Below are 19275 nucleotides of genomic sequence, written 5' to 3' on the forward strand. Positions count from 1 at the left end.
TTTTACCGTTGGCCGTTAGCCATCATCTTCGTCAGACAGACCATACCTTGCGCTGATCCGGATGAGCAGGTAAAACCGCCTCCAGCAATTGCCGGGTATAGCGATGACCAGGCTGATGAAACAGCTGCTCCGTGGGCGCATTTTCGACAATTTTACCTTGATACATCACCCCCACCCGGTCAGCAATCTGATGAACAACACCCAAGTCATGGGAAATAAACAAATACGAGATGTTATCGGTGCGCTGCAAATCCATCAGCAGGTTGAGGATTTGCGACTGGACTGACACATCCAGCGCTGATACCGGTTCATCGCAAATCAACAGCTGGGGGTTAACGATAAGCGCTCTGGCGATGCCAATCCGCTGACGCTGTCCTCCCGAAAATTCATAAGGATAACGACCGGCATCGGCGGCTTTCAAGCCCACCCGCGTTAAGATATCGGCCACCCGATGCTGTCGGGCCCTGCGATCCAGGCGGCCCTGAATAATGAGGGGTTCCTCGACACTGTAGCCAATGCTGTGCTTGGGATCGAGCGTAGAAAGCGGGTCCTGGAATACCATTTGAATCTGCTGGCGTAACGGTTTCCACTGTCCTGCGCTGCGGTTGAGCAGCGATTGCCCGCAAAACAGGACTGCTCCTGAGGTCGGCGCAGTCAAACCGACCAGACAGCGGCCAGTAGTGCTCTTGCCGCTGCCGGACTCGCCAACCAGCGCGAAGGTTTCCCCCGGCATGATATCGAAGCTGACATCGCTGACAGCATGGCAAGACGATGCCTGCCAGCCGCGTCCGGCAAACACTTTGGTCAGATGCCGTACGCTCAATAACGGCTCAGTCATGGGGTTTCTCCCACTTGTTCAGCAAACCAACACCGGACTCGATGGCCAGGTTCATTAATGTCACGCAAGGAGGGATTGTGCCGCTGACAACGCGCCTGGACATAAGGACAGCGGTCGGCGAAACTGCAGCCGGAAAAGGGAGTGGACAGAGACGGTACCGAACCGGCAATTTCGGTGAGCCGTGATTTTCGCGCGTGGCTGAATGAGGGTCTGGACGCGAGCAGCGCCTGGGTATAGGGATGTCGTGGCTTATTAAACAGGGTGATGATATCCGCCTCTTCGACCACCTGGCCAAGATACATTACCAGTACTCGCTGACACATCTGGGCGATAACGGTCAGATCATGGGTGATAATGACGATGCCCATGCCGGTACGGGCCTTGACGCTGTCAAGCAATGCCAGGATCTGCGTTTGTATGGTCACATCAAGCGCGGTGGTCGGTTCATCCGCAATCAGCAGCGCCGGCTCACAGGCCATTGCCATGGCGATCATCACCCGTTGACGCATTCCGCCGGATATCTCATGAGGATACATACGGGCAGTGCGGACCGGGTCATAAATACCCACTTCCTCAAGCAGTGTCACCACGCGCTGACGACGTAATGCACCGCTCAATGGGGTATGTAGCCGCAGGCTTTCAGCTATCTGCTGGCCAAGAGTAAACACCGGATTGAGGCTGGAGAGCGGATCCTGAAAAATCATCGCCATATCGCGGCCGCAATACTGGCGCAGTTGGCGGGGATTCAGGGTGTGCAATGCCCTTCCCTTCAACGCGATATCACCCTCCACCCGGGTAATGCGCGGCGACAGCAACCCCATGATCGCCTGGACGGTGACGCTCTTGCCGCAGCCCGACTCACCGATAATGCCCAGAGTTTCATGGGCATTGATGCTAAAGGACACGTCACGCACCGGACTGATGATACCTTGCTGGGTCGCCATACTGACCCGCAGGTTATCGACCTGCAGTAGCGGTTCAGTTTGGGATTCATTCATTGGCTTGCGGCTCCTTTTTTAACCGGCGCAGCAGTCTGGCCGGCAGCGGCTGCAGGGCGGGTTCAATATGGTCGCGCAGGGTATCGCCGATCACGTTCAGCGACAGGATCAGCAGCACGATGGCTCCGCCGGGGAAAAATGTCATCCACCAGGCGGTAAATATCACCGCCTTGCCTTCCAACAGCAGATTACCCAGGCTCGGCGCCGGTGCCGGAACACCTGATCCCAGGAAGCTCAATGCAGCCTCAGTCAGGATAGCCATCGAAAACACCCAGCTCACCTGCACGATAAACGGCGAAATGACATTAGGCAGTAAATGCAGCCAGATGATGCGCTGCGCCCCTGCGCCCTGTACCCGCAATGCATCGATAAACGGTTTTTCTTTTACGACCATCGCGGCGGCCCTGATAACCCGGGCTATTGATGGCACGTAAACCAAAGACAAGGCCAACACCACATTGCCGGCATTGGGACCCAGTATGCCTACGATAGCAATCGCCAGCAGTAGCGATGGAAAAGCAAACAGCCCATCACAGACACGCATCAGTATCTGATCCAGTCCGCGATACCAGGCACACAGCAGACCGATGGCCAGTCCGATAAGACCGGCTATCAGGGTGACCGATCCACCGATTCCCAAGGAAATACGCACCGCCAGCGCCATGCGGACAAACAGATCGCGGCCAAAATTATCGGTACCGAACAGGTGTTCGAAACTGGGTGGCTTCAGGCGAGTGAGCGGCGAAATGGCATAAGGATCGTAAGGGCTCAGCCAGGACCCCAGCAGGGAAAAAACAATCACCGCCAACACCATCCCGATCCACACCATCAGCTTTCGTTGGCTAAACAAATGCCTCATGGTCGCTCCATCGAGGTCGATAACCGCGGGTCAAACCGAAAACTCAGCACATCGACCGCCAGATTAATTAATACGTAACTTATTGTTATCAGCAATACTGAACCCTGGATTACCGTGAAGTCGCGCCGTTCAATCGAGTCGACTATCAACGACCCCACGCCGGGGATACCGAATACGCTTTCGATAACAATGGTGCCGGTGACTAACGAGCCAAAGGATTCGCCGCAGATGGTGATGATGGGAATCAGCGCATTCTTCAAGCTATGGCGCAGCAGCACCTGGCTCTCCGGCACCCCTTTGGCGCGGGCAGTTTTGATAAAACCTTCCTGCAGCACGTCCAGCATCACCGCCCGGGTCATCCGGGTAATCAGCGCGGCGATACGCACGCCCAGCGCCAGCGCAGGCAAGGTCAGATACCACAGATTAAGCCACAGGCTGCCGCTGCCTGAGCGATAGCCCACTACCGGAAACCAGCGCAGATGCACGGCAAAAAAGAAAATCAGCATCAGGCCCAGTAAAAAACCGGGGACTGACATGCAGAACGTCGCCGCCGCCCGGATTATCCGGTCGGCCAGCCTGTCATGTTGCCAGGCACTGATCATGCCGGCAGCCAGCCCCAGCACGATGGCCAGCAGTTGCGCGTACACCGCCAGGGCCAGGGTAGGCTGAAGATGCTGGAAAAACAGCGAGCCTACGGTCGCATTCATCATCAGCGAACTGCCCAGATCACCCTGGATAACACGGGCAAACCAGTGAACGAACTGCGTCATCAGCGGCTGATCCAGCCCCATCTGCTGGCGCAACGAGGCGATATCCTCCGGACTGGCATCATTGCCAAGGATCACCAGCGCCGGATCGCCCGGGGCCAGATGCACCAGGCAGAACACCATGACCGACACCACCAGCAGCACCGGAATCAGCGCCGCCAGACGTTTGAGTATATATCGAAGCATATCAGGGCTTCGTCACGCTGACGGTCCACAGTACCGGACCGATGAGATCCTGGTAGCCCTCTATATGAGTTTTCAATGCAATAGGCTCAGGTGTGGTGTGACCCAGCACGATAACCGGCAGATAAGTCCAGAGCAGCACGTGCAACTGGTCCACTAGCCCTCTGGCTGCTTTAAGCGAAGGAGCCGCCTTGATGCCATCCAGGGCCGCGTCTATCTCGGGACTGTTGCTCAAGCCAGGGAAACGGGCGCGCGAATCAAGGAAAGGATACTGGTGCAGCACCTGCCGCATAGAGAACTCGAGCGCGCAAAGATCGAAATTCTTGGGATCCTGGCGACGCTGCAGTACCGTAGGCCAGTCGTAAACATCCAGCCGCGATTTTACGCCGATTTGCTTAAGTACCTGCTGCGCCACAATAGCCAGGTTATAGAGTTCGGCGTATTCCTTCGTGGCGATGATGACTACCTCTTCTCCTTGGTAACCGGATTCCTTGACCAACTGACGGGCTTTATCAAGATTATGCTGGTTCCAGTAAGGCTTACCGGCCTCGCTATACCAGTCTACTTGCTGAGGAAATCCCAGTGATGAGTCCTCGGTAAAGAATCGAGGATCGCTATAACCGGCCAACAGGGCCTGAGGAACATTCAGCGCCAGGTTGAATGCTTCGCGCAATTTCACATTGGTGAAGGGGCCGTGGTTTTTGTTAAACAGGTAAGTGATAAGCGCCCCGCCGCTTTGCGGCTGGTAAAGATGCAGATCCGGCGCATTATCCAGCGTGGCGATATTGTCCTTGGGCAGGTTGTAAGTAATGTCATATTCGCCGGTCATCGCCCCGGCCAGTCGCGTTGATTCATCAGTGATATAGCGAAAATAGATATCCTTGACATCGGCTTTCTTTTGACCGGACAAGCCGTCGGACGGTTCGCTGCGCGAGGTATACTGTTCATTGCGGGTCAGATGCAGGAATTCCCCCTGCTTGAATTCAGCCAATTTGTACGGTCCGGTACCCATCAGTTCCGTTACCGGCTTTTTACTGCTATTGGCTTTATCTATGATGCTCTTGGGCATGATCGCCGCGATGTTTTTGACATCGGCCAGGATATTCAATGTGATAAGCGACGGGGTTTTCAGGGTTAACGTCACCGTTTTATCATCAACTTTGGCAAATGTCGCGCCGGGCAGGTTAGCCTTGCCCTGGGTCGATACTGCCAGCCAACGGTTCATGGAGGCGACGACATCATCAGCCAGCAACGGCTGGCCATTCTGAAAATGCACGCCCTGGCGCAAGCTAAAGCGGTAGGTCAGGCGATCATCACTGAGGGAAAAGGTATCGACCAAATCGGGTACCGGCTCGAATTTGGCATTGATGGTGAATAATGTCTCGAAAATATGGCGATCGACATCCGAGGTGGCATTATTGGTCGTAAGGTATGGATCCAGCGTGCCCGGCCGATTGCCATAGGCAATATTCAGCGTCGCATTACGATCGACAGTCGCAGCATGGGTTGTACCCCAAGGTAGTGCAGCTGCCAGCGTCAAAACGGCGGCAGAAAAAGAAAACCCTTTCATGGTTATTATTCTCTCGTTATGTGCAATGCCGGCATCAGGCCTCGACGGCGACCGGGTGATGATGATGAAATTCTTCTTTCGCCTGCTTCAGCAGTGCCGGTTGGGTGATCAAGCGCAGTCCAGCCCTGGCAAGCACTTGGGCGCCAAGAATCAGTGCCTTATAACCCTGATCCGAATTGGCCGCTTCCCTGAACGGGACGGTATGGCCGATAAGGTCGTCAGGCCCGATTTTGATATAAGGATGAGCGGTCGGCACGGCATGGCTGATATCCCCGGCATCGGTTGAGCCTTTGCCTTCTTTTTCCTCCAGGTCGACGATTTCTCCTACCGCGGTGAATTCCTGCAAAAACAGCTTATTCAGCGTATCGTTTATCAGAAAATCACGCGGCCCGACCTGATGTTCAATATTCACCGTTGCGCCGGTTGCCAGCGCGGCGCCTTCGGCTATGGCGCGCAGTCGCGGCTCAAGCTCAAGCACTTGCTGGCGGGTTTCGGCGCGAATGTAATAGTGCGCCGATGCATAGGCAGGAATGACATTGGGCGCCTGTCCGCCATCGGTGATAATCCCGTGCACCCTTACCCCGTCCGGTAACTGCTGACGCAGCACGCTGATGCCGTTATAGAGCAAAACCAGCGCGTCCAATGCGTTGATGCCTTTATGGGGCGAACTGCCGGCATGGGAGGGTTTGCCGTGGAAATGGAAAAACAAATGATTATTGGCCAGGAATGGGCCGGTCAGACGGGTTTTGCCGGCGGGATGAATCATCAGTGCGGCATCCACATCGTTGAGAAAACCGTGTTTTACAAAGCGGGCCTTAACGTTGCCTCTTGGACCGCCCTTGCCCCCTAGCCCACCTTCCTCAGCCGGCGTGCCGAGCACCACGATGCGCCCACCGGTCTGGTCTAATACCTGGCTCAGCGCAATCGCCGCTGCGACGCTGGTGACGCCAATGATATTGTGGCCGCAGGCATGACCTATGTCGATCAATGCATCATATTCTGCCAGAAAGGCAATGGTCGGGCCCGGTTTGTGACTTTCTTTAAGCGCATAAAAAGCCGTTTCATGGCCGGCGACACCGGTCTTTACCTGAAACCCATTTTGCTTCAGTAATCCGGTCAGCAAAGCGCTGGCATGATATTCATTATTGCCGGTTTCAGGATGGGCATGGATATCCCTGGATATAGCGACATATGCTTCACGATGCTGTTTGATATTGGCATCAATAGTGGAAATGAATGCATCGATACTCATCTTTTCACCTCGTCATGGTAACAGTGAACCAGTAAGCAGCAGCGCCAACTGATTGATGGCGGGACGTTTTAGCAGTGACGGTTACTATACCGTTGGCAAAAGCGGTAACGAATGAAGTTATTTGTCTTAATAAAATCGGAATTCAGCAATAGACCGCGTTGCGGCCACACCGGATGGAGGCATCGAATGATCAGGGGGATGGGAGTATCCTAAGGTGCAACTGCCGCCCAACAGGCGGCCTAAGAGGCTATCGTCACTAGCATGCAGTCATGCAGTCATGCAGTCACGCAGTCACGCAGTCACGCAGTCATGCAGTCATGCAGTCATGCAGTCATGCAGTCATCGGGGTTTATGTTACCTGAAAATGCCACTCAAAAAGACAATCGCAGCGCCAGCGCCGCCAGCGTGACCATTAGCACCGGCAGCGTCATCACCAGGCCTACCCGGAAGTAATAGCCCCAGCTAATGCGGATATCTTTCTTGGCCAGCACATGCAGCCAGAGCAGCGTCGCCAGACTACCGATAGGGGTAATTTTCGGTCCCAGATCGCTGCCGATGACATTGGCAAAGATCATGGCCTGTTTTATCACCCCGGCCGCGGTGCTGGCCTCAATCGACAAGGCGCCAATCAACACCGTGGGCAGATTGTTCATCACCGATGACAGCACGGCGGTCAGCAAACCGGTCCCCAGCGTCGCTGCCCACAGACCATGGCGGGCAGCTTCATTCAGCATCGACGACAGATAATCAGTCAGTCCGGCATTGCGCAGCCCATAGACCACCAGATACATACCCAGCGAGAAAATTACGATGTGCCACGGGGCGTGCCGCAGTATTTTACGGGTGCTGATAGCATGACCTTTTCGGGCGACCAGCAGTAATATCAGCGCCCCAACGCCGGCGACTACGCTTACCGGTACGCCAAGCGGTTCCAGGCCAAAAAAGCCGATCAGCAGCAGTGCCAGTACTGCCCAGCCCGCGTTGAAGGTGCGGGGGTCACGGATAGCATCGCGCGGCGATTTTAGCCTGGAGAGCTGATAGTCGGCAGGAATATCCTGGCGAAAAAACAGCTGAAGCATCACCAGAGACGCGATGATGGCGGCTATATCGACCGGCACCATTACCGAGGCATAATGGTTGAAGCTTAGCGAAAAGAAATCCGTTGAAACGATATTCACCAGATTGGAAACGACCAGCGGTAGGCTGGCGGAGTCGGCGATAAAACCCGCCGCCATGACATAAGCCAGCGTCGTGCCTTGATTGAAACCGAGCGCCAACATCATGGCGATGACTATCGGGGTAAGGATCAGCGCCGCCCCGTCATTGGCAAATAGCGCCGACACCGCAGCGCCCAGCAGGATGATATAGCTGAATAGCCAGCGGCCCCGCCCTTGGCCCCAGCGGGCCACATGCAGCGCTGCCCATTCAAAGAAACCCGACTCATCCAGTAACAGGCTGATGATGATAATGGCGATGAAGGCCGCGGTGGCATTCCAGACTATGTGCCATACTGTGACAACGTCACTTAAATGCACCACGCCGGACAACAATGCAGCTGTCGCGCCTATGACCGCACTCCAGCCAATGCCCAGTCCCCGGGGTTGCCATATCACTAGTACCATCGTTAAAACAAAAATCGCTGCCGCCAACCCCATATCGTCTTCCCATGACACGGCCTAAGCCTGATTTCAAATGCCCGCAGGCGTCAGTTTGCCTGCCGGCGGTAGCTATTCTTCAGGCCGGTATCACCTCAACCAGACAACTCATCGCATTGGGTCCCTGCGTCAATGAGGAGGTGCCGATATCCAGCGTCAGCACATTGGCATTGCCTGATTGCTCGATCTCATGCCACGCCTGGCGCTGCCAGCCCGGGTTGAACCAAGCGCCGGTAGACATGACAACCACGCCTTGGGTCAGTCCGTCGCTAAGGCTGACGCCGGCATAGATCCGGCCCCGTTCATTACGCACTTCCACCTGCTGGCCGTCGGATATCTGGCGCTTTTGCGCATCTAGCGGGTGCATATACAGCGTCTCGCGGCCGGCGGTTTTATTGGCTTCCACCTGGGGGGTGGTCGCCAGTTGGCTGTGCAGGCGGTCCGAGGGCTGGATGGAAATAAAGTGCAGCGGCCAGTCGCGGGTTTTCTCTGAACCGAGCCACTCAACCGGCGGTTGCCAGGCCGGGTGCGGAGCAAAGTCCGGGTATTGATAGCCAGCGATAGTTTCGCTGTAAAGCTCGATTTTACCGCTTGGGGTGTGCAGCGGATGCTGTTCCGGTGACGCGCGGAACTCCTCGAAAAATACAAATGGTTGTTCATCCATCGGCACCTCGACCCGCCCTTGCCGCCAAAAGGCGTCAAAATCCGGCCAGTGACCGCCGTGATTGCCTTGCTGCTGGCGCCCCTGGTTATACAGCGACTCAAGCCAGGCCATTTCTCCACGCTGCTGGGTAAAGTCGGCCCCATAACCCAGACGCTCAGCCAGTTCGCTAAAAATATCAAAATCATTGCGCGCCTGATGCCGGGGAGCAATCGCCTGATGCATGGCGAACACAAACCTGTCGCGTGAAGAACCGCCGATATCATTGCGCTCAAGGGTAGTGGTTGCCGGCAGCACGATATCCGCCATCTGGGCCGCCGCCGTCCAGACAATGTCCTGCACAATCACCGTAGCCGGCCTGCGCCAGCCTTCCACCAGGCGGTTCAACTGCTGATGGTGATGGAAAGGATTACCCCCGGCCCAGTGAATCAAATGGATATCCGGATAGGTCTGGGTGGTGCCCTGGAAGGAATAATGTCCTCCGGGATTAAGCAGCATATCGGCAATACGGGCCACCGGGATAACCGTACCTGGATTACGTACCGAAGGTGAGGCTGGCGCAGGGGTCGATACCCGTTCATTACCCACGCTGTTCATCGAGCCATGACCGAAGGAAAAACCGCCGCCGGGTAATCCCACCTGGCCAAGCAGGCATGAAAGCGCAATCATCATCCAATAGGGCTGCTCACCGCGATGGGCTCTTTGAATCGAGTAGGCACAGGTGATAAAACTGCGTACGCCGATCAACTGACGTGCCAGCAGGCGAATGCGCTTAGCGGGTATACCGGTAATATCCTGGGCCCACTCTGCCGTTTTGGCCGTACCGTCGGTTGTCCCCAACAGATAATCCCGCAGCGGTTGGTCGCCGACGCAATAGCGTTCCAGAAACGCCCGGTCTTCGGCCCCCTGGCTGATAATTTCATGGCCCAGTGCCAGCATCAGCGCCACATCGGTATTTGGCCGAATGGGGATCCACTCGGCATTGACAAATTCAGGACAGTCGTCGCGCATCGGGCTGATATTGATGACGGGTATGCCCTTGGCGGCCAGCTGTTCGAGCGCCGGTTTTAGCGTGTGATGCCCGGCGCCGCCGGATGCCACCTGAGCATTTTTCAACGCCAGTCCGCCAAAGGCGACGAATATCTGGCAATGCTCGGCCACGCTACGCCATTCAGTCACCTTACCGGTCAGTGGATGGAAAGTGCCGATGACATAGGGCAGGAAAAATTGTGCCGCTCCCCAGCTGTAGTTGCCTACCTGATCTACTGCGCCGCCGCCGCTGAAATAAAAGCGCCTGACCTGGGAGCGGGCATGATGAAAACGACCGGCCGACGACCAGCCGTAAGAACCGGCAAAAATACCGTCGGCGCCATGCTGGTCCCTGACCCGTTGGTTTTCATGGGCCACCAGATCGAGCGCCACATCCCAGTCGACCTCGACGAATGGCTCTTTCCCCCGCAGCGAGCGGTCGCTGTTTTCGCGTTTTTCCAGCCAGGAGCGGCGTATGGCCGGCTTGCGAATGCGATCAGCCGAATAGACCAGAGGAACAATGGAGTCCAGCATCGGCGAGGGATCCTGATCGCCGGCGAAGGGTTCGCAGCCAATCAGTTTTCCATCTTCGACTACCGCAGTGAATGCACCCCAGTGCGACAGGTGCGGGTATCGCATAATTGTCATGGCGACCTCAAAACATATCTCTGTCGGGATATGTTTTTCTAAAAAAATAAAGGGTAATAAATAAAGAGTAATGCGCGATTAAACAAGCATAAATTCATTCTTTTTGTTTATAGATAATTCTAAATGAAACGGGGGGTTAGCGGTTTATAGACAAAGGACCCGACTCGGCCCTTTGTTGCCAGCGGTTGATGAAATCAAGCCATTAGCGTGGAATGATATTCTCGGCTTTCAGTTTGTCAAACAGCTCGGTAAACGCATCAAGGGTTGACTGATAGCCGGTAAAACCCGCTTTGCGGCTTTTACTCATATCCGTAAACACTTCCATTGGGCGGCCGAGGTCGGCATCGGTATGCCACCACGAGGCCAACTTGGTGATATCCGCTTCTTTCAGATTGTAATGCTCGGCCAGCTTGCGCCACTGCTGAGCTGCATCATCCATCCGCTGCTCCAGCGGACTTATCTCATCAGGCAGCGCGGCGGCAGTAAGGTCGAAATATTCCGCAATCCGCTCCCACATCCATTGCCAGCGAAACACATCGCCATTGACGGTATTGAAATCCTGATTGCGCGCATTTTCGCTGGTAGAGGCCCATTCCAGTTGGCTTGCCAGCAGACGGGCATCGGTCATATCGGAAATGCCCTGCCACTGCGCCTTCGATCCCGGGAAGACAAAGGGCTGGCCGGTGTATTTACACAAGGTGGCGTATACCGCCAGTGTCTGGCCCATATTCATCGCATTGCCCAGGGCAAAACCGATGATGGTATGCGGCCGGTGGACACTCCAGGTGAAATGAAATTTCTTCGCTGCGGCAAACACTTCATCTTCCTGGGCATAATAAAAATTATCCACCGGTTGGCGCCCCTGTTCTTCACGAAACGGGGTCGTCGGCGCGCCGCTTTTACCGTAATGCTCAAACGGACCGAGGTAGTGCTTCAAACCGGTAACCAGCGCCACATGTCCGCCCTCAAGCTTGCTGCCAAGCGCCTCCAGCACATGCCGGATCATCGCACCATTGACGCGGATATTTTCTTTTTCATTTTCCTGGCGCGCCCAGACACTGAAAAAGACCCGATCAACGTCAATGCCCTCCAGGGCGCTGGCGACTGACTCGGCCGATGTCAAATCGGCCGTCAGGGAATGGCACCCTTCCGGCACCGGCGTGCGCCCGCGTGAAAGTCCCCATACCTGCCAGCCATCCGCTAAGAGGGTCTTTGCCAGGGCGCTGCCTACGATACCGCTTACTCCAACTATCAATGCACGATGTGCCATGTGGTTTTCTCCTCTTGAAGCCAAGCCAGAAGCTTAATAGAAAATCGGCGTTTTGCATGACCTGAGATGCGAAAACATCACGTGGTTGCCATATCGATGTCATGTTGCGGTTCTAGTGTCGGCTAAAACCACCAGGAGAGAATGCCATGTTCAGCATGGAAAACCTGCTAAAAGAGTTTTATCCTCAGCGCAAAACCCCCCGCTGGCAATTATCTCTGCTGCGCACGCTATTTCGGGAAAACGAATTCCAGCGGCTTGCCAAGTTGCACCATCATCTGAAGGGTATGGATATGGTGGAACAGATCCTGGATGAATTCAGTCTCGATGGTGAACTGACCGAGCGTTGCCTGGAGCAAATCCCCAGTGACGGACCGGTGGTGATTGTCGCCAACCACCCGATCGGCACCCTGGATGGACTGGCGCTGCTCAGAGCCGTCGCCTCAGTCCGCCAGGATGTCAAAGTGGTGGCCAACCGGCTGCTTTCTTCCGTCAGCGCCCTGAGCAGCCTGATTATCCCGATAGACAACATGGGGAGTAAAGCCTCACGCAGTCAGATTGCGCTCATGCAGGAACAGCTGTCGCGCCAGGGGGTGCTGATCCTGTTTCCTGCCGGTGAAGTGTCACGGCTGAGTATTAAAGGCGTGCGCGACGGGCACTGGCATACCGGCTTTGTGCGGCTGGCAGCCAAAGCACGGGCACCGATAGTGCCGGTGCATATCAGCGGCAGCAACAGCGCCCTGTTTTACCTGACTTCCATGATTTATCGGCCTTTGTCTACCCTGCTGCTGATACGTGAAATGTTCGGACATCGGGGAAATCGCATTACGCTGAAAATAGGCGCCCGCATCCCTTATGCCAGTTGGCACGATGGACACAGCCAGGCCAGAGAGCTGGCCGGCCGTTTTCGCCGTCATATCTATCGGCTGGGGCAAGGAAAACCGGGTCTGTTCAGATCGGAATCCGCCATAGCCCGTGCGGAAGATCGGGCGGTACTGAAAAAAGCGCTTTCAGTCTGCGAAGTGCTGGGCAACCTGCCCGATGGGAAAATGATTTATCTTTATCGGCGCAATGGCGAACATCACAGCCCGATTTTGCGGGAATTGGGCCGACTTAGGGAAATTGCCTTTCGTGCCGTTGGCGAAGGCAGTGGCCGCCGGCGCGATCTGGACGGCTTTGATGACGAGTATTACCACCTTATCCTGTGGGATGCCGATGATTTGGAAATTGCCGGTGCTTACCGTTTTATCCCCACCGCCGGGCCGTTGCAGCATCAAGGGGTGAACAGCCTGTACAGCCATAGCCTGTTCAACTATGACCATCAGATGTCAGCAGTGCTGGAACAGGGCATTGAACTTGGCAGGAGTTTTATCCAGCCGGCCTATTGGGGCAAACGCGGCCTGGATTATCTGTGGCTGGGGATCGGGGCTTATCTTGCGCGCTATCCGGGCTGCCGCTATCTGTTCGGGCCAGTATCAATATCTGGCAGCATGCCGCCTGCCGCCCGCGATCTGCTGGTGGCGTTTTATCGGCTGCATTTTGCACCGCCCTTCCCGCTGGCCTCCTCCCGGCGCCCTTATCCCGCCACCCTGCCGGCGGTGCTTGAGCAATTCTCCGGCGATAACTATCAACAGGATCTCAATCGTCTGAAACGCCTATTAGCCAATATCGGCTGCAGTATACCGCCGCTGTATAAGCAGTATTCGGAGCTTTGCGAACCGGGTGGCGTACAGTTTATTGACTTTGGTTCCGACCCGGCATTCAATCACTGCATTGACGGCCTGGTGCTGGTGGACTTGAGCCAGTTGAAGGCCGCGCGTTATCAGCGCTATATCCAGGTCCATCTGAATAATCCACACGGTTAACATAAGTCGCCTGCATCTGACCCTGTGCCGCTGTCACCCGTCGCGCGCCAGGGCTTATGGTACTATTCTTGCCTTGGGTTAAACGACAAATTTCATTTTCTCTCCGTGCGTGAGCACGGTAACCAGTTCCGAGAGACGGTCAAATCTCATTTCACAGATGTTCTTCCAATGGATATTGTGGCTCGCCAGATAAAATTTATTATCAACGAATTCTATAGGTGCCTTCATCAAATCTCGATTTATGTTTTTATAAAAAAGATAATTCTTGCCTCTAAATTCTCTGATGGTGAATTTTTTTCGCGTATTCAACATGGCGTTCAAATCTGAAAAGCGTGATAACATTTCTTGTTCTTGCGTTCCAATGCTTATCAATAAATCCCCTTGCAAAATGACACCTTTACTGGTGTTTCCTGAATAGGTCGCCGTGCCATAATCTTTTTGTATATTGTCCGGCTTACCGATACCAACATCTTCAAAACGTATTCCAATGGCTCGGTTGAGCTCTGCCACGCCAGGAATAGCATAAGCCATATTCATATGTGAACTGCCAACCAGTGAAATCCATTTTTTAGGGTTTTTTATTTGGTTTTCACTTATTACCAGATGGGCGTAATAATTCATTACCCTAATGCGATTATATACCATTCTCATGGCTGGATCATAATAGCTAATGAATGAATCAATAGCCACCGGGCGGATTTTTTCTTTCTGTGCGGCTTTCAGAGTTTCCAGGAAATTATATTTTTTAAGCGGATCAGTGTATTGTTCTCTATCAAGTTTAATAACAAAGTTCCTAAGCTTTTTCGGCATACATCCTGTTTCAAAGTAACTGTCCAAATCAGCCTGGTGCATGTCAGACTGGAAGTGCTCCAAGTAGAGTGTTCTCACCCCTTGATCATAAAAAGTTGCCATATTTTCTATTAGGAATTTTTTACTGGCTACCGATGAATGATATTCCCCAATAACGATGCCGTCCGTTTTTGAGTATAGCTCTTCAATAATTTTGTTTGAAGCCGTTGATGGCGCGAATGATGGAATATCAGGTCTGTCAGAGTAAGCCGGATTTCCTATATAGTTGTTTTCAAAAAAAATATCGGTGTCTGCCCGCAGCTTTTTTGCGATGCGTCTATAATGATCAACCACCGGACCCAACCTTGTTTCACTATGAGTTAATTCATGATTATCTTTTAACATTGTACGGGGAATTGCTTTTATCGTTTCGCGCAACTTAGCTGGAATTTCATAAGCATGATAACCACGCACTGGCATGTTGACTATGGCTGAATGTAGCGCGGCTGCCTCTCTGGACGTCCCTGCACTTTCCATCATATTTTCGATAGATGTATTAAGGTAATATCTGCCTTTCTCGCGGCTGACGCATAGCTCCGCTACTTTTCTGCGTTTGACTATCCTGAGTATGCTTCCTGATTTTTTGGCCATAATTGAAAAGATCTCATCAGGTTTCCTCCTATTTTCAGGATTCAATTTAAAAAACACATCGTTATATTTTATGAACAATTTATTTTTCGAATTTCTATAGAGACCAGGACGGGAATGATCGAGTCTGTAGTCTGGCATTTCAATTTCTGGTATGCCAAGATGCTGGTTTTTTTCCAGTATCTCAATCAATCCAGAGGAAAAATGGGCACATTGTGACGTTGGTGAACGGGCAATGCGGCAGGATGAATAATCTAATTTTGCCTTTTCTTTTTTTCTCGATTTGTAATAGATATTATCAAACCGTATAATCTCTAAATCTGATTTATCACCAACCTCAAAAGTACCCTTACCACTCAGTCGATTCACTTTATAGTAACGACCATCGACCTTGATGGCTGAAAGTCGTTTTTTTATACCAGTTTGAAAATATGTATATATGCCCCATCGGTCCGGGTTGGCCAGAGAAGCACTATTCAGATCTATAGGCGAGATATTTTTTATCTCAGTGGCTATACTGCTATCAAATTGAAAGGTTTCCTTTTTCCGTTGCAATACCATGTTCTCATTGTTGTCAATCAATTCTCTTTCAATATCGTTCACATGGGGTTTTAAATTAGCCGAAATGTCTGAGAAAATCCATGCATTTTCCTCATGTGAATACCGAACCTGGCGTTTCTCAGCACCCCTAGATGCGAAGAAAAAATCTTTTTCGTAGGTTATTTCATAAAGTTTACCCTGGATGGGAGATAGAAACTTTCCGTCTTTTATCAAAATATTTTTTGGTATTGTTATTTCATTTTCATTCACCTTGCCGTTTTCATTTTTTGGTGAAAATTCTACAATGGATTTTGCAAGGAACAAGGCTTGGCTATCGACCTCATCCAGCAAATTTACATTTATCTCTTTTCCCTCTATGTCGTCAGCTATCATCTGAAATGCTGGACCACCTATTCTTTGCATAATAATAAGGGCATTAGCGTTGGGGATAAGCGATGTTATGATTGACATCATTGCGTCAACCTTGGAGGTTATAAATATCAGATGATTGATATCTTCTGCTGAAGGGCACCTGCCAAAGCGGTTAAAAAAATGAACAATCTGTGCTTCCCTGGCCAGTTCCAAGACCGGATTGGCGAGTGTTTTGCCTATCTGTCTGAGCACCTGCGCCAGCGACAAGTTCTGTCGTTGTGCCATACATGAAAAATCAAGCAATTCAATGCCAACATCCTCGGGCTGGATGGTTTCCGTCGTGGTGGTCGTTTTCGGCAACACATATGCCTCAGCCATCGGTGGCATATACTCACCGATAGCTTCTGTATCAGGCGGCGGGTACATGTCAATTCGTAGTGCCATTCCAGACGATGGTAAGGGATAAAGGGTACTATTGTTGACATCATCGTCAATATCAATGGATTCAGGAGTAATTTGCTGCCATTTATGTTGGCCAAACGCGAATGCACCAGTCCCTAAAGTCATTAATCCTAGGCCTAAAGCCAGTTTTTTGCTTAGACAGGTCCAGGATTGCCGCCGAACATTGCCTGCAGCAGGCCTTTCGTGGTTGGCAGTTTCACAGCCATTCATTAGCTGTGCACCCTGTTGCAGGATGTCGGTGAGCTCACTGGCGTCCCCTTCCTCGGGTGAGGGTGTTTTAGGGGAGGCGATACCGATAAAGCGAGATAGCCACCCCTTAGGATTTGGCGCGGATACAGTCCGCTTTGCTGGCCGGTTGAATTTTTCCGGGGCAAAAAGCATAGGCCTGGCGTTTGCGATAGTGAAGGGTTTATCGAGTGAGCCTGCCGAGTACCGCCGCTTATCTCCATGGTTTACGGAAGAGGGGTAGAAGGCATAATTGAATGATTGATGATCTTTAGACTCAACGTTCATTGGTTAAATTGCCTTTCGCACGATGAAGGAGGATAAGAGTCGAAATGTCGAATTTACGCTGATGGATTGCCAACTGGAATAGCTTAATCGTTACACAATAAGTGTTTTCCCTGTTCGCTTGCGGGTGATGCAAACTTGGCGCGGCATCAGTTGGGGATTTGACAGCGAAAAGAGTGGCGTTCGGCCGTATGCTGGCAGCCGCCGAAAACGGGCTTACCGATCAGCAAACACTGGCGGTTCACTATGCTCACTTCAGGCAGGTTCAATCATTAAGCATTTACAGGCGAGGACTCTAGTTGTGACGGGTTGATTTTATCCAATCTATCTGGCTGATTTCTTTACCATTCCAGATAAGCTCATAATGAGCGCATTGACGTACGCCGGTGACGCCTCTCGGTGTGAACAATGCCCAACAATGAGCGCCGGCCCGTCTGACCGAGCGATAAATGATCCCTTCTGAACCGGCGGAGCGCAGCGAGGCTCCCACCTGCGCAGAGACGGCATAGCTGTCAGGGTCATAAATGGCATCGGTTAAAGGCAACTCCATGGCAGTATGGGCCGGGTCTATCTTGAAGGTACAGAGCAGTCCCCGCATGATCAGGCGTTCAAACTTGAAACCCTCTACCGCCTGCCAGTATCCCTGCTGATGATAGGCAACTTCCGCTATCGCGGTTTCCATTTCGTCAGCAATATACAGGACGCCGAATGTACCGTCAGAAAACCGGCTGCCGCCCGGGTTCACATGGGTAAACGGCCCTACCGCGTAGGAGCATCCGGGAATGCCAAAGGGAATTTCGCTAAGCGGCAACACTGACAAATTGCCAATTCCTGCGGACAAACGTGGGTTGGTCAGGGCTTGCAGTTCAAATAAACATTGGAATTCATCTTCGTCAGCCACGTCATCAAACAGGAAGATGGGCGGATATTTGGAGTTTATCAGCCGATAGCCGCGTTGATGGGTCAGGCTGACAGCGGGAAGGCTAAGGTTATCTGCATTCACCATTGACCTCCGCGCAGCGCGTCCACACGCTTATGGACCTCATACAACGCGCCGAAGCTGCCGCCGCTGATGACCTCAATCGGTGCCCGGCCGTTAAAGTAAGGATTATGATTTTTCATCGACATAAAGCCATACACGTTTTCCGGGTTTTCGAAAAGCGTGCGCAACGCGCCATGAATATTCAGCAAATAACTGAGGCGCTCGAGCTGGTCCTGGGTCAGACTGGCCGAGGCCGGATCTTTTTTGAATTTATAATAGGAGGCTTTGGAGACCTGCAGGATCGCCTGGGCCTGTTCAGGCGTGCAGCCCCACTTATCCAGAATGACCATGGCGGTTTTCAATCCAACCGCGGCGATCTGCTTTTTGTCCGGCGCCGGGTTAATACGTTGTGGCGATGCCATATGCTGGCCTCCATGAATACCTGCGGTGTTGCTGTTCGTCGTTTCGTCCAGTAGCCACGAGGCGGGGCATAACCAGATGGTTGTTGCTGGTTTCCCCTCCTGCCGGCTTAGTCTTAGTATGGACTAAATTCCATATTCAGTCCACAGGAATACTAATATTGCAGATTCTTCCTGGCGGCAACCATAAACAGGCGCGGGAAAGACAGTATAACGCTGCCGTCTGCCCTGACGGGATAAGCGAGACTAAGCAATTGGCGATAGCGGGCCAGATAAGACTCGCGCATCCGATCGTCGAGTGGCTCCAGAAAGGGCCTAAGACCGGTAGATTTGACCCACTCGATAATCGCATCAACCGATGGCATAACGTGAAAATAAGTGGTTCGCCACAGATCGACATGCGCAGCCGGCGCCAGCAGGTCGTAGTAATCATTTGCGCCGAGGATCTTTACCCTAAGCTGGGCGCCATCGCCGATAACCGACTGCCAGGGGCTTTGGCCGGCGAGTTGCCTCATCAGTTGATGGGTGGGTTCTTCCCGATTATCCGGCATCTGAATCGCCAGGGCGCCGCCAGGGGCAATATAGGACATGAGTTTCGGCAGTAGCGTCTGATGGTCAGGAACCCATTGCAGGGAAGCATTGGCATAAATGACATCCTGCGGTGCCTCTGGCTGCCAGTGGCTGATATCCGCTGGTTCGAACCGGCAGCCCGGCAGACGTTGCCGGGCGCTGGCCAGCATAGCGTCTGAACTGTCTATGCCGGTAATTGCCGCACCCGGGTATCGTCGCAAAAGCCCTTCGGTGGAATTGCCGGGCCCGCACCCCAAATCGGTTATCCTTTGCGGATGAGATAGATCAATCCTGCTGATGAGCTCGTACGCCGGTCGACTACGTTCCTTTTCGAAGCGACGGTATAATTGCGGATCCCAATCTTGCATATTACCCCCTGTGGCTCATACCT

Annotated in this window: 14 protein-coding genes; 1 reads left to right on the forward strand and 13 read right to left on the reverse strand. The window is 52.9% G+C overall.

Features of this window, described 5'->3' with window-relative positions:
• Nucleotides 1-31: 31 nt before the first annotated feature.
• The 9 genes from EDC52_RS00740 to EDC52_RS00780 form a co-directional block, all read right to left on the reverse strand.
• On the reverse strand, nt 32-838 hold the full coding sequence (locus EDC52_RS00740) for an ATP-binding cassette domain-containing protein (protein WP_131863355.1): 807 nt from the start codon (nt 836-838) through the stop codon (nt 32-34).
• Entirely contained in the window at nt 835-1836 is a 1002-nt protein-coding gene (locus tag EDC52_RS00745) for an ABC transporter ATP-binding protein (protein WP_131863356.1), read from the reverse strand. The genes EDC52_RS00740 and EDC52_RS00745 overlap by 4 nt, the downstream gene beginning before the upstream one ends.
• Complete coding sequence (locus tag EDC52_RS00750; protein WP_131863357.1) at nt 1829-2695, reverse strand: ABC transporter permease; 867 nt, start codon at nt 2693-2695, stop codon at nt 1829-1831. The genes EDC52_RS00745 and EDC52_RS00750 overlap by 8 nt, the downstream gene beginning before the upstream one ends.
• Nucleotides 2692-3648: an ABC transporter permease gene (locus tag EDC52_RS00755; protein WP_131863358.1), complete on the reverse strand. Its 957-nt coding sequence runs from the start codon at nt 3646-3648 to the stop codon at nt 2692-2694. Before EDC52_RS00755 ends, EDC52_RS00750 begins: the two co-directional genes overlap by 4 nt.
• 1 nt (nt 3649) lies before the next feature.
• The gene (locus EDC52_RS00760; RefSeq protein ID WP_131863359.1) at nt 3650-5215 is read right to left on the reverse strand and encodes an ABC transporter substrate-binding protein; all 1566 of its coding nucleotides are present in this window, start codon (nt 5213-5215) and stop codon (nt 3650-3652) included.
• 34 nt (nt 5216-5249) lie between these two features.
• Nucleotides 5250-6467, reverse strand: coding sequence for a M20 family metallopeptidase (locus tag EDC52_RS00765; RefSeq protein ID WP_131863360.1), 1218 nt, complete (start codon nt 6465-6467; stop codon nt 5250-5252).
• Between the two features lie 371 nt (nt 6468-6838).
• The gene (locus EDC52_RS00770) at nt 6839-8122 is read right to left on the reverse strand and encodes an arsenic transporter (RefSeq protein ID WP_131864062.1); all 1284 of its coding nucleotides are present in this window, start codon (nt 8120-8122) and stop codon (nt 6839-6841) included.
• A 79-nt stretch (nt 8123-8201) separates the two neighbouring features.
• A complete protein-coding gene (locus EDC52_RS00775) occupies nt 8202-10460 on the reverse strand; it encodes a molybdopterin-dependent oxidoreductase (protein ID WP_131863361.1) in 2259 nt (752 codons plus the stop codon).
• Between the two features lie 202 nt (nt 10461-10662).
• Nucleotides 10663-11730 (reverse strand): SDR family oxidoreductase, encoded by a 1068-nt coding sequence (locus EDC52_RS00780; RefSeq protein ID WP_131863362.1) that lies wholly within the window; start codon nt 11728-11730, stop codon nt 10663-10665.
• Nucleotides 11731-11876: 146 nt separating this feature from the next.
• Here EDC52_RS00780 and EDC52_RS00785 point away from each other — a divergent pair, with 146 nt between their 5' ends.
• Nucleotides 11877-13592, forward strand: coding sequence for a lysophospholipid acyltransferase family protein (locus EDC52_RS00785; RefSeq protein ID WP_131863363.1), 1716 nt, complete (start codon nt 11877-11879; stop codon nt 13590-13592).
• Between the two features lie 78 nt (nt 13593-13670).
• Here EDC52_RS00785 and EDC52_RS00790 read toward each other — a convergent pair whose 3' ends face one another.
• The 4 genes from EDC52_RS00790 to tam all read right to left on the reverse strand — a co-directional run bounded on the left by EDC52_RS00790 (nt 13671) and on the right by tam (nt 19252).
• A complete protein-coding gene (locus tag EDC52_RS00790; RefSeq protein WP_131863364.1) occupies nt 13671-16916 on the reverse strand; it encodes a membrane-targeted effector domain-containing toxin in 3246 nt (1081 codons plus the stop codon).
• Between the two features lie 292 nt (nt 16917-17208).
• Entirely contained in the window at nt 17209-17919 is a 711-nt protein-coding gene (locus EDC52_RS00795) for an RES family NAD+ phosphorylase (protein WP_131863365.1), read from the reverse strand.
• Nucleotides 17913-18317: an MbcA/ParS/Xre antitoxin family protein gene (locus tag EDC52_RS00800; RefSeq protein ID WP_131863366.1), complete on the reverse strand. Its 405-nt coding sequence runs from the start codon at nt 18315-18317 to the stop codon at nt 17913-17915. Before EDC52_RS00800 ends, EDC52_RS00795 begins: the two co-directional genes overlap by 7 nt.
• 152 nt (nt 18318-18469) lie before the next feature.
• Entirely contained in the window at nt 18470-19252 is a 783-nt protein-coding gene (gene tam, locus EDC52_RS00805; protein WP_131863367.1) for a trans-aconitate 2-methyltransferase, read from the reverse strand.
• Between the last annotated feature and the right edge of the window lie 23 nt (nt 19253-19275).

Source organism: Biostraticola tofi (assembly GCF_004343195.1).
In the GTDB taxonomy this organism is placed as follows: Bacteria; Pseudomonadota; Gammaproteobacteria; order Enterobacterales; family Enterobacteriaceae; genus Biostraticola; species Biostraticola tofi.

Coding starts and splice junctions, on each gene's coding strand:
- EDC52_RS00740 (WP_131863355.1), bottom strand. CDS start 838: ATGACTGAGCCGTTATTGAGCGTACGGCATCTGACCAAAGTGTTTGCC.
- EDC52_RS00785 (WP_131863363.1), top strand. CDS start 11,877: ATGTTCAGCATGGAAAACCTGCTAAAAGAGTTTTATCCTCAGCGCAAA.
- EDC52_RS00780 (WP_131863362.1), bottom strand. CDS start 11,730: ATGGCACATCGTGCATTGATAGTTGGAGTAAGCGGTATCGTAGGCAGC.
- EDC52_RS00755 (WP_131863358.1), bottom strand. CDS start 3,648: ATGCTTCGATATATACTCAAACGTCTGGCGGCGCTGATTCCGGTGCTG.
- EDC52_RS00770 (WP_131864062.1), bottom strand. CDS start 8,122: ATGGGGTTGGCGGCAGCGATTTTTGTTTTAACGATGGTACTAGTGATA.
- EDC52_RS00795 (WP_131863365.1), bottom strand. CDS start 17,919: ATGGTGAATGCAGATAACCTTAGCCTTCCCGCTGTCAGCCTGACCCAT.
- EDC52_RS00750 (WP_131863357.1), bottom strand. CDS start 2,695: ATGAGGCATTTGTTTAGCCAACGAAAGCTGATGGTGTGGATCGGGATG.
- EDC52_RS00760 (WP_131863359.1), bottom strand. CDS start 5,215: ATGAAAGGGTTTTCTTTTTCTGCCGCCGTTTTGACGCTGGCAGCTGCA.
- EDC52_RS00745 (WP_131863356.1), bottom strand. CDS start 1,836: ATGAATGAATCCCAAACTGAACCGCTACTGCAGGTCGATAACCTGCGG.
- tam (WP_131863367.1), bottom strand. CDS start 19,252: ATGCAAGATTGGGATCCGCAATTATACCGTCGCTTCGAAAAGGAACGT.
- EDC52_RS00775 (WP_131863361.1), bottom strand. CDS start 10,460: ATGACAATTATGCGATACCCGCACCTGTCGCACTGGGGTGCATTCACT.
- EDC52_RS00765 (WP_131863360.1), bottom strand. CDS start 6,467: ATGAGTATCGATGCATTCATTTCCACTATTGATGCCAATATCAAACAG.
- EDC52_RS00800 (WP_131863366.1), bottom strand. CDS start 18,317: ATGGCATCGCCACAACGTATTAACCCGGCGCCGGACAAAAAGCAGATC.
- EDC52_RS00790 (WP_131863364.1), bottom strand. CDS start 16,916: ATGAACGTTGAGTCTAAAGATCATCAATCATTCAATTATGCCTTCTAC.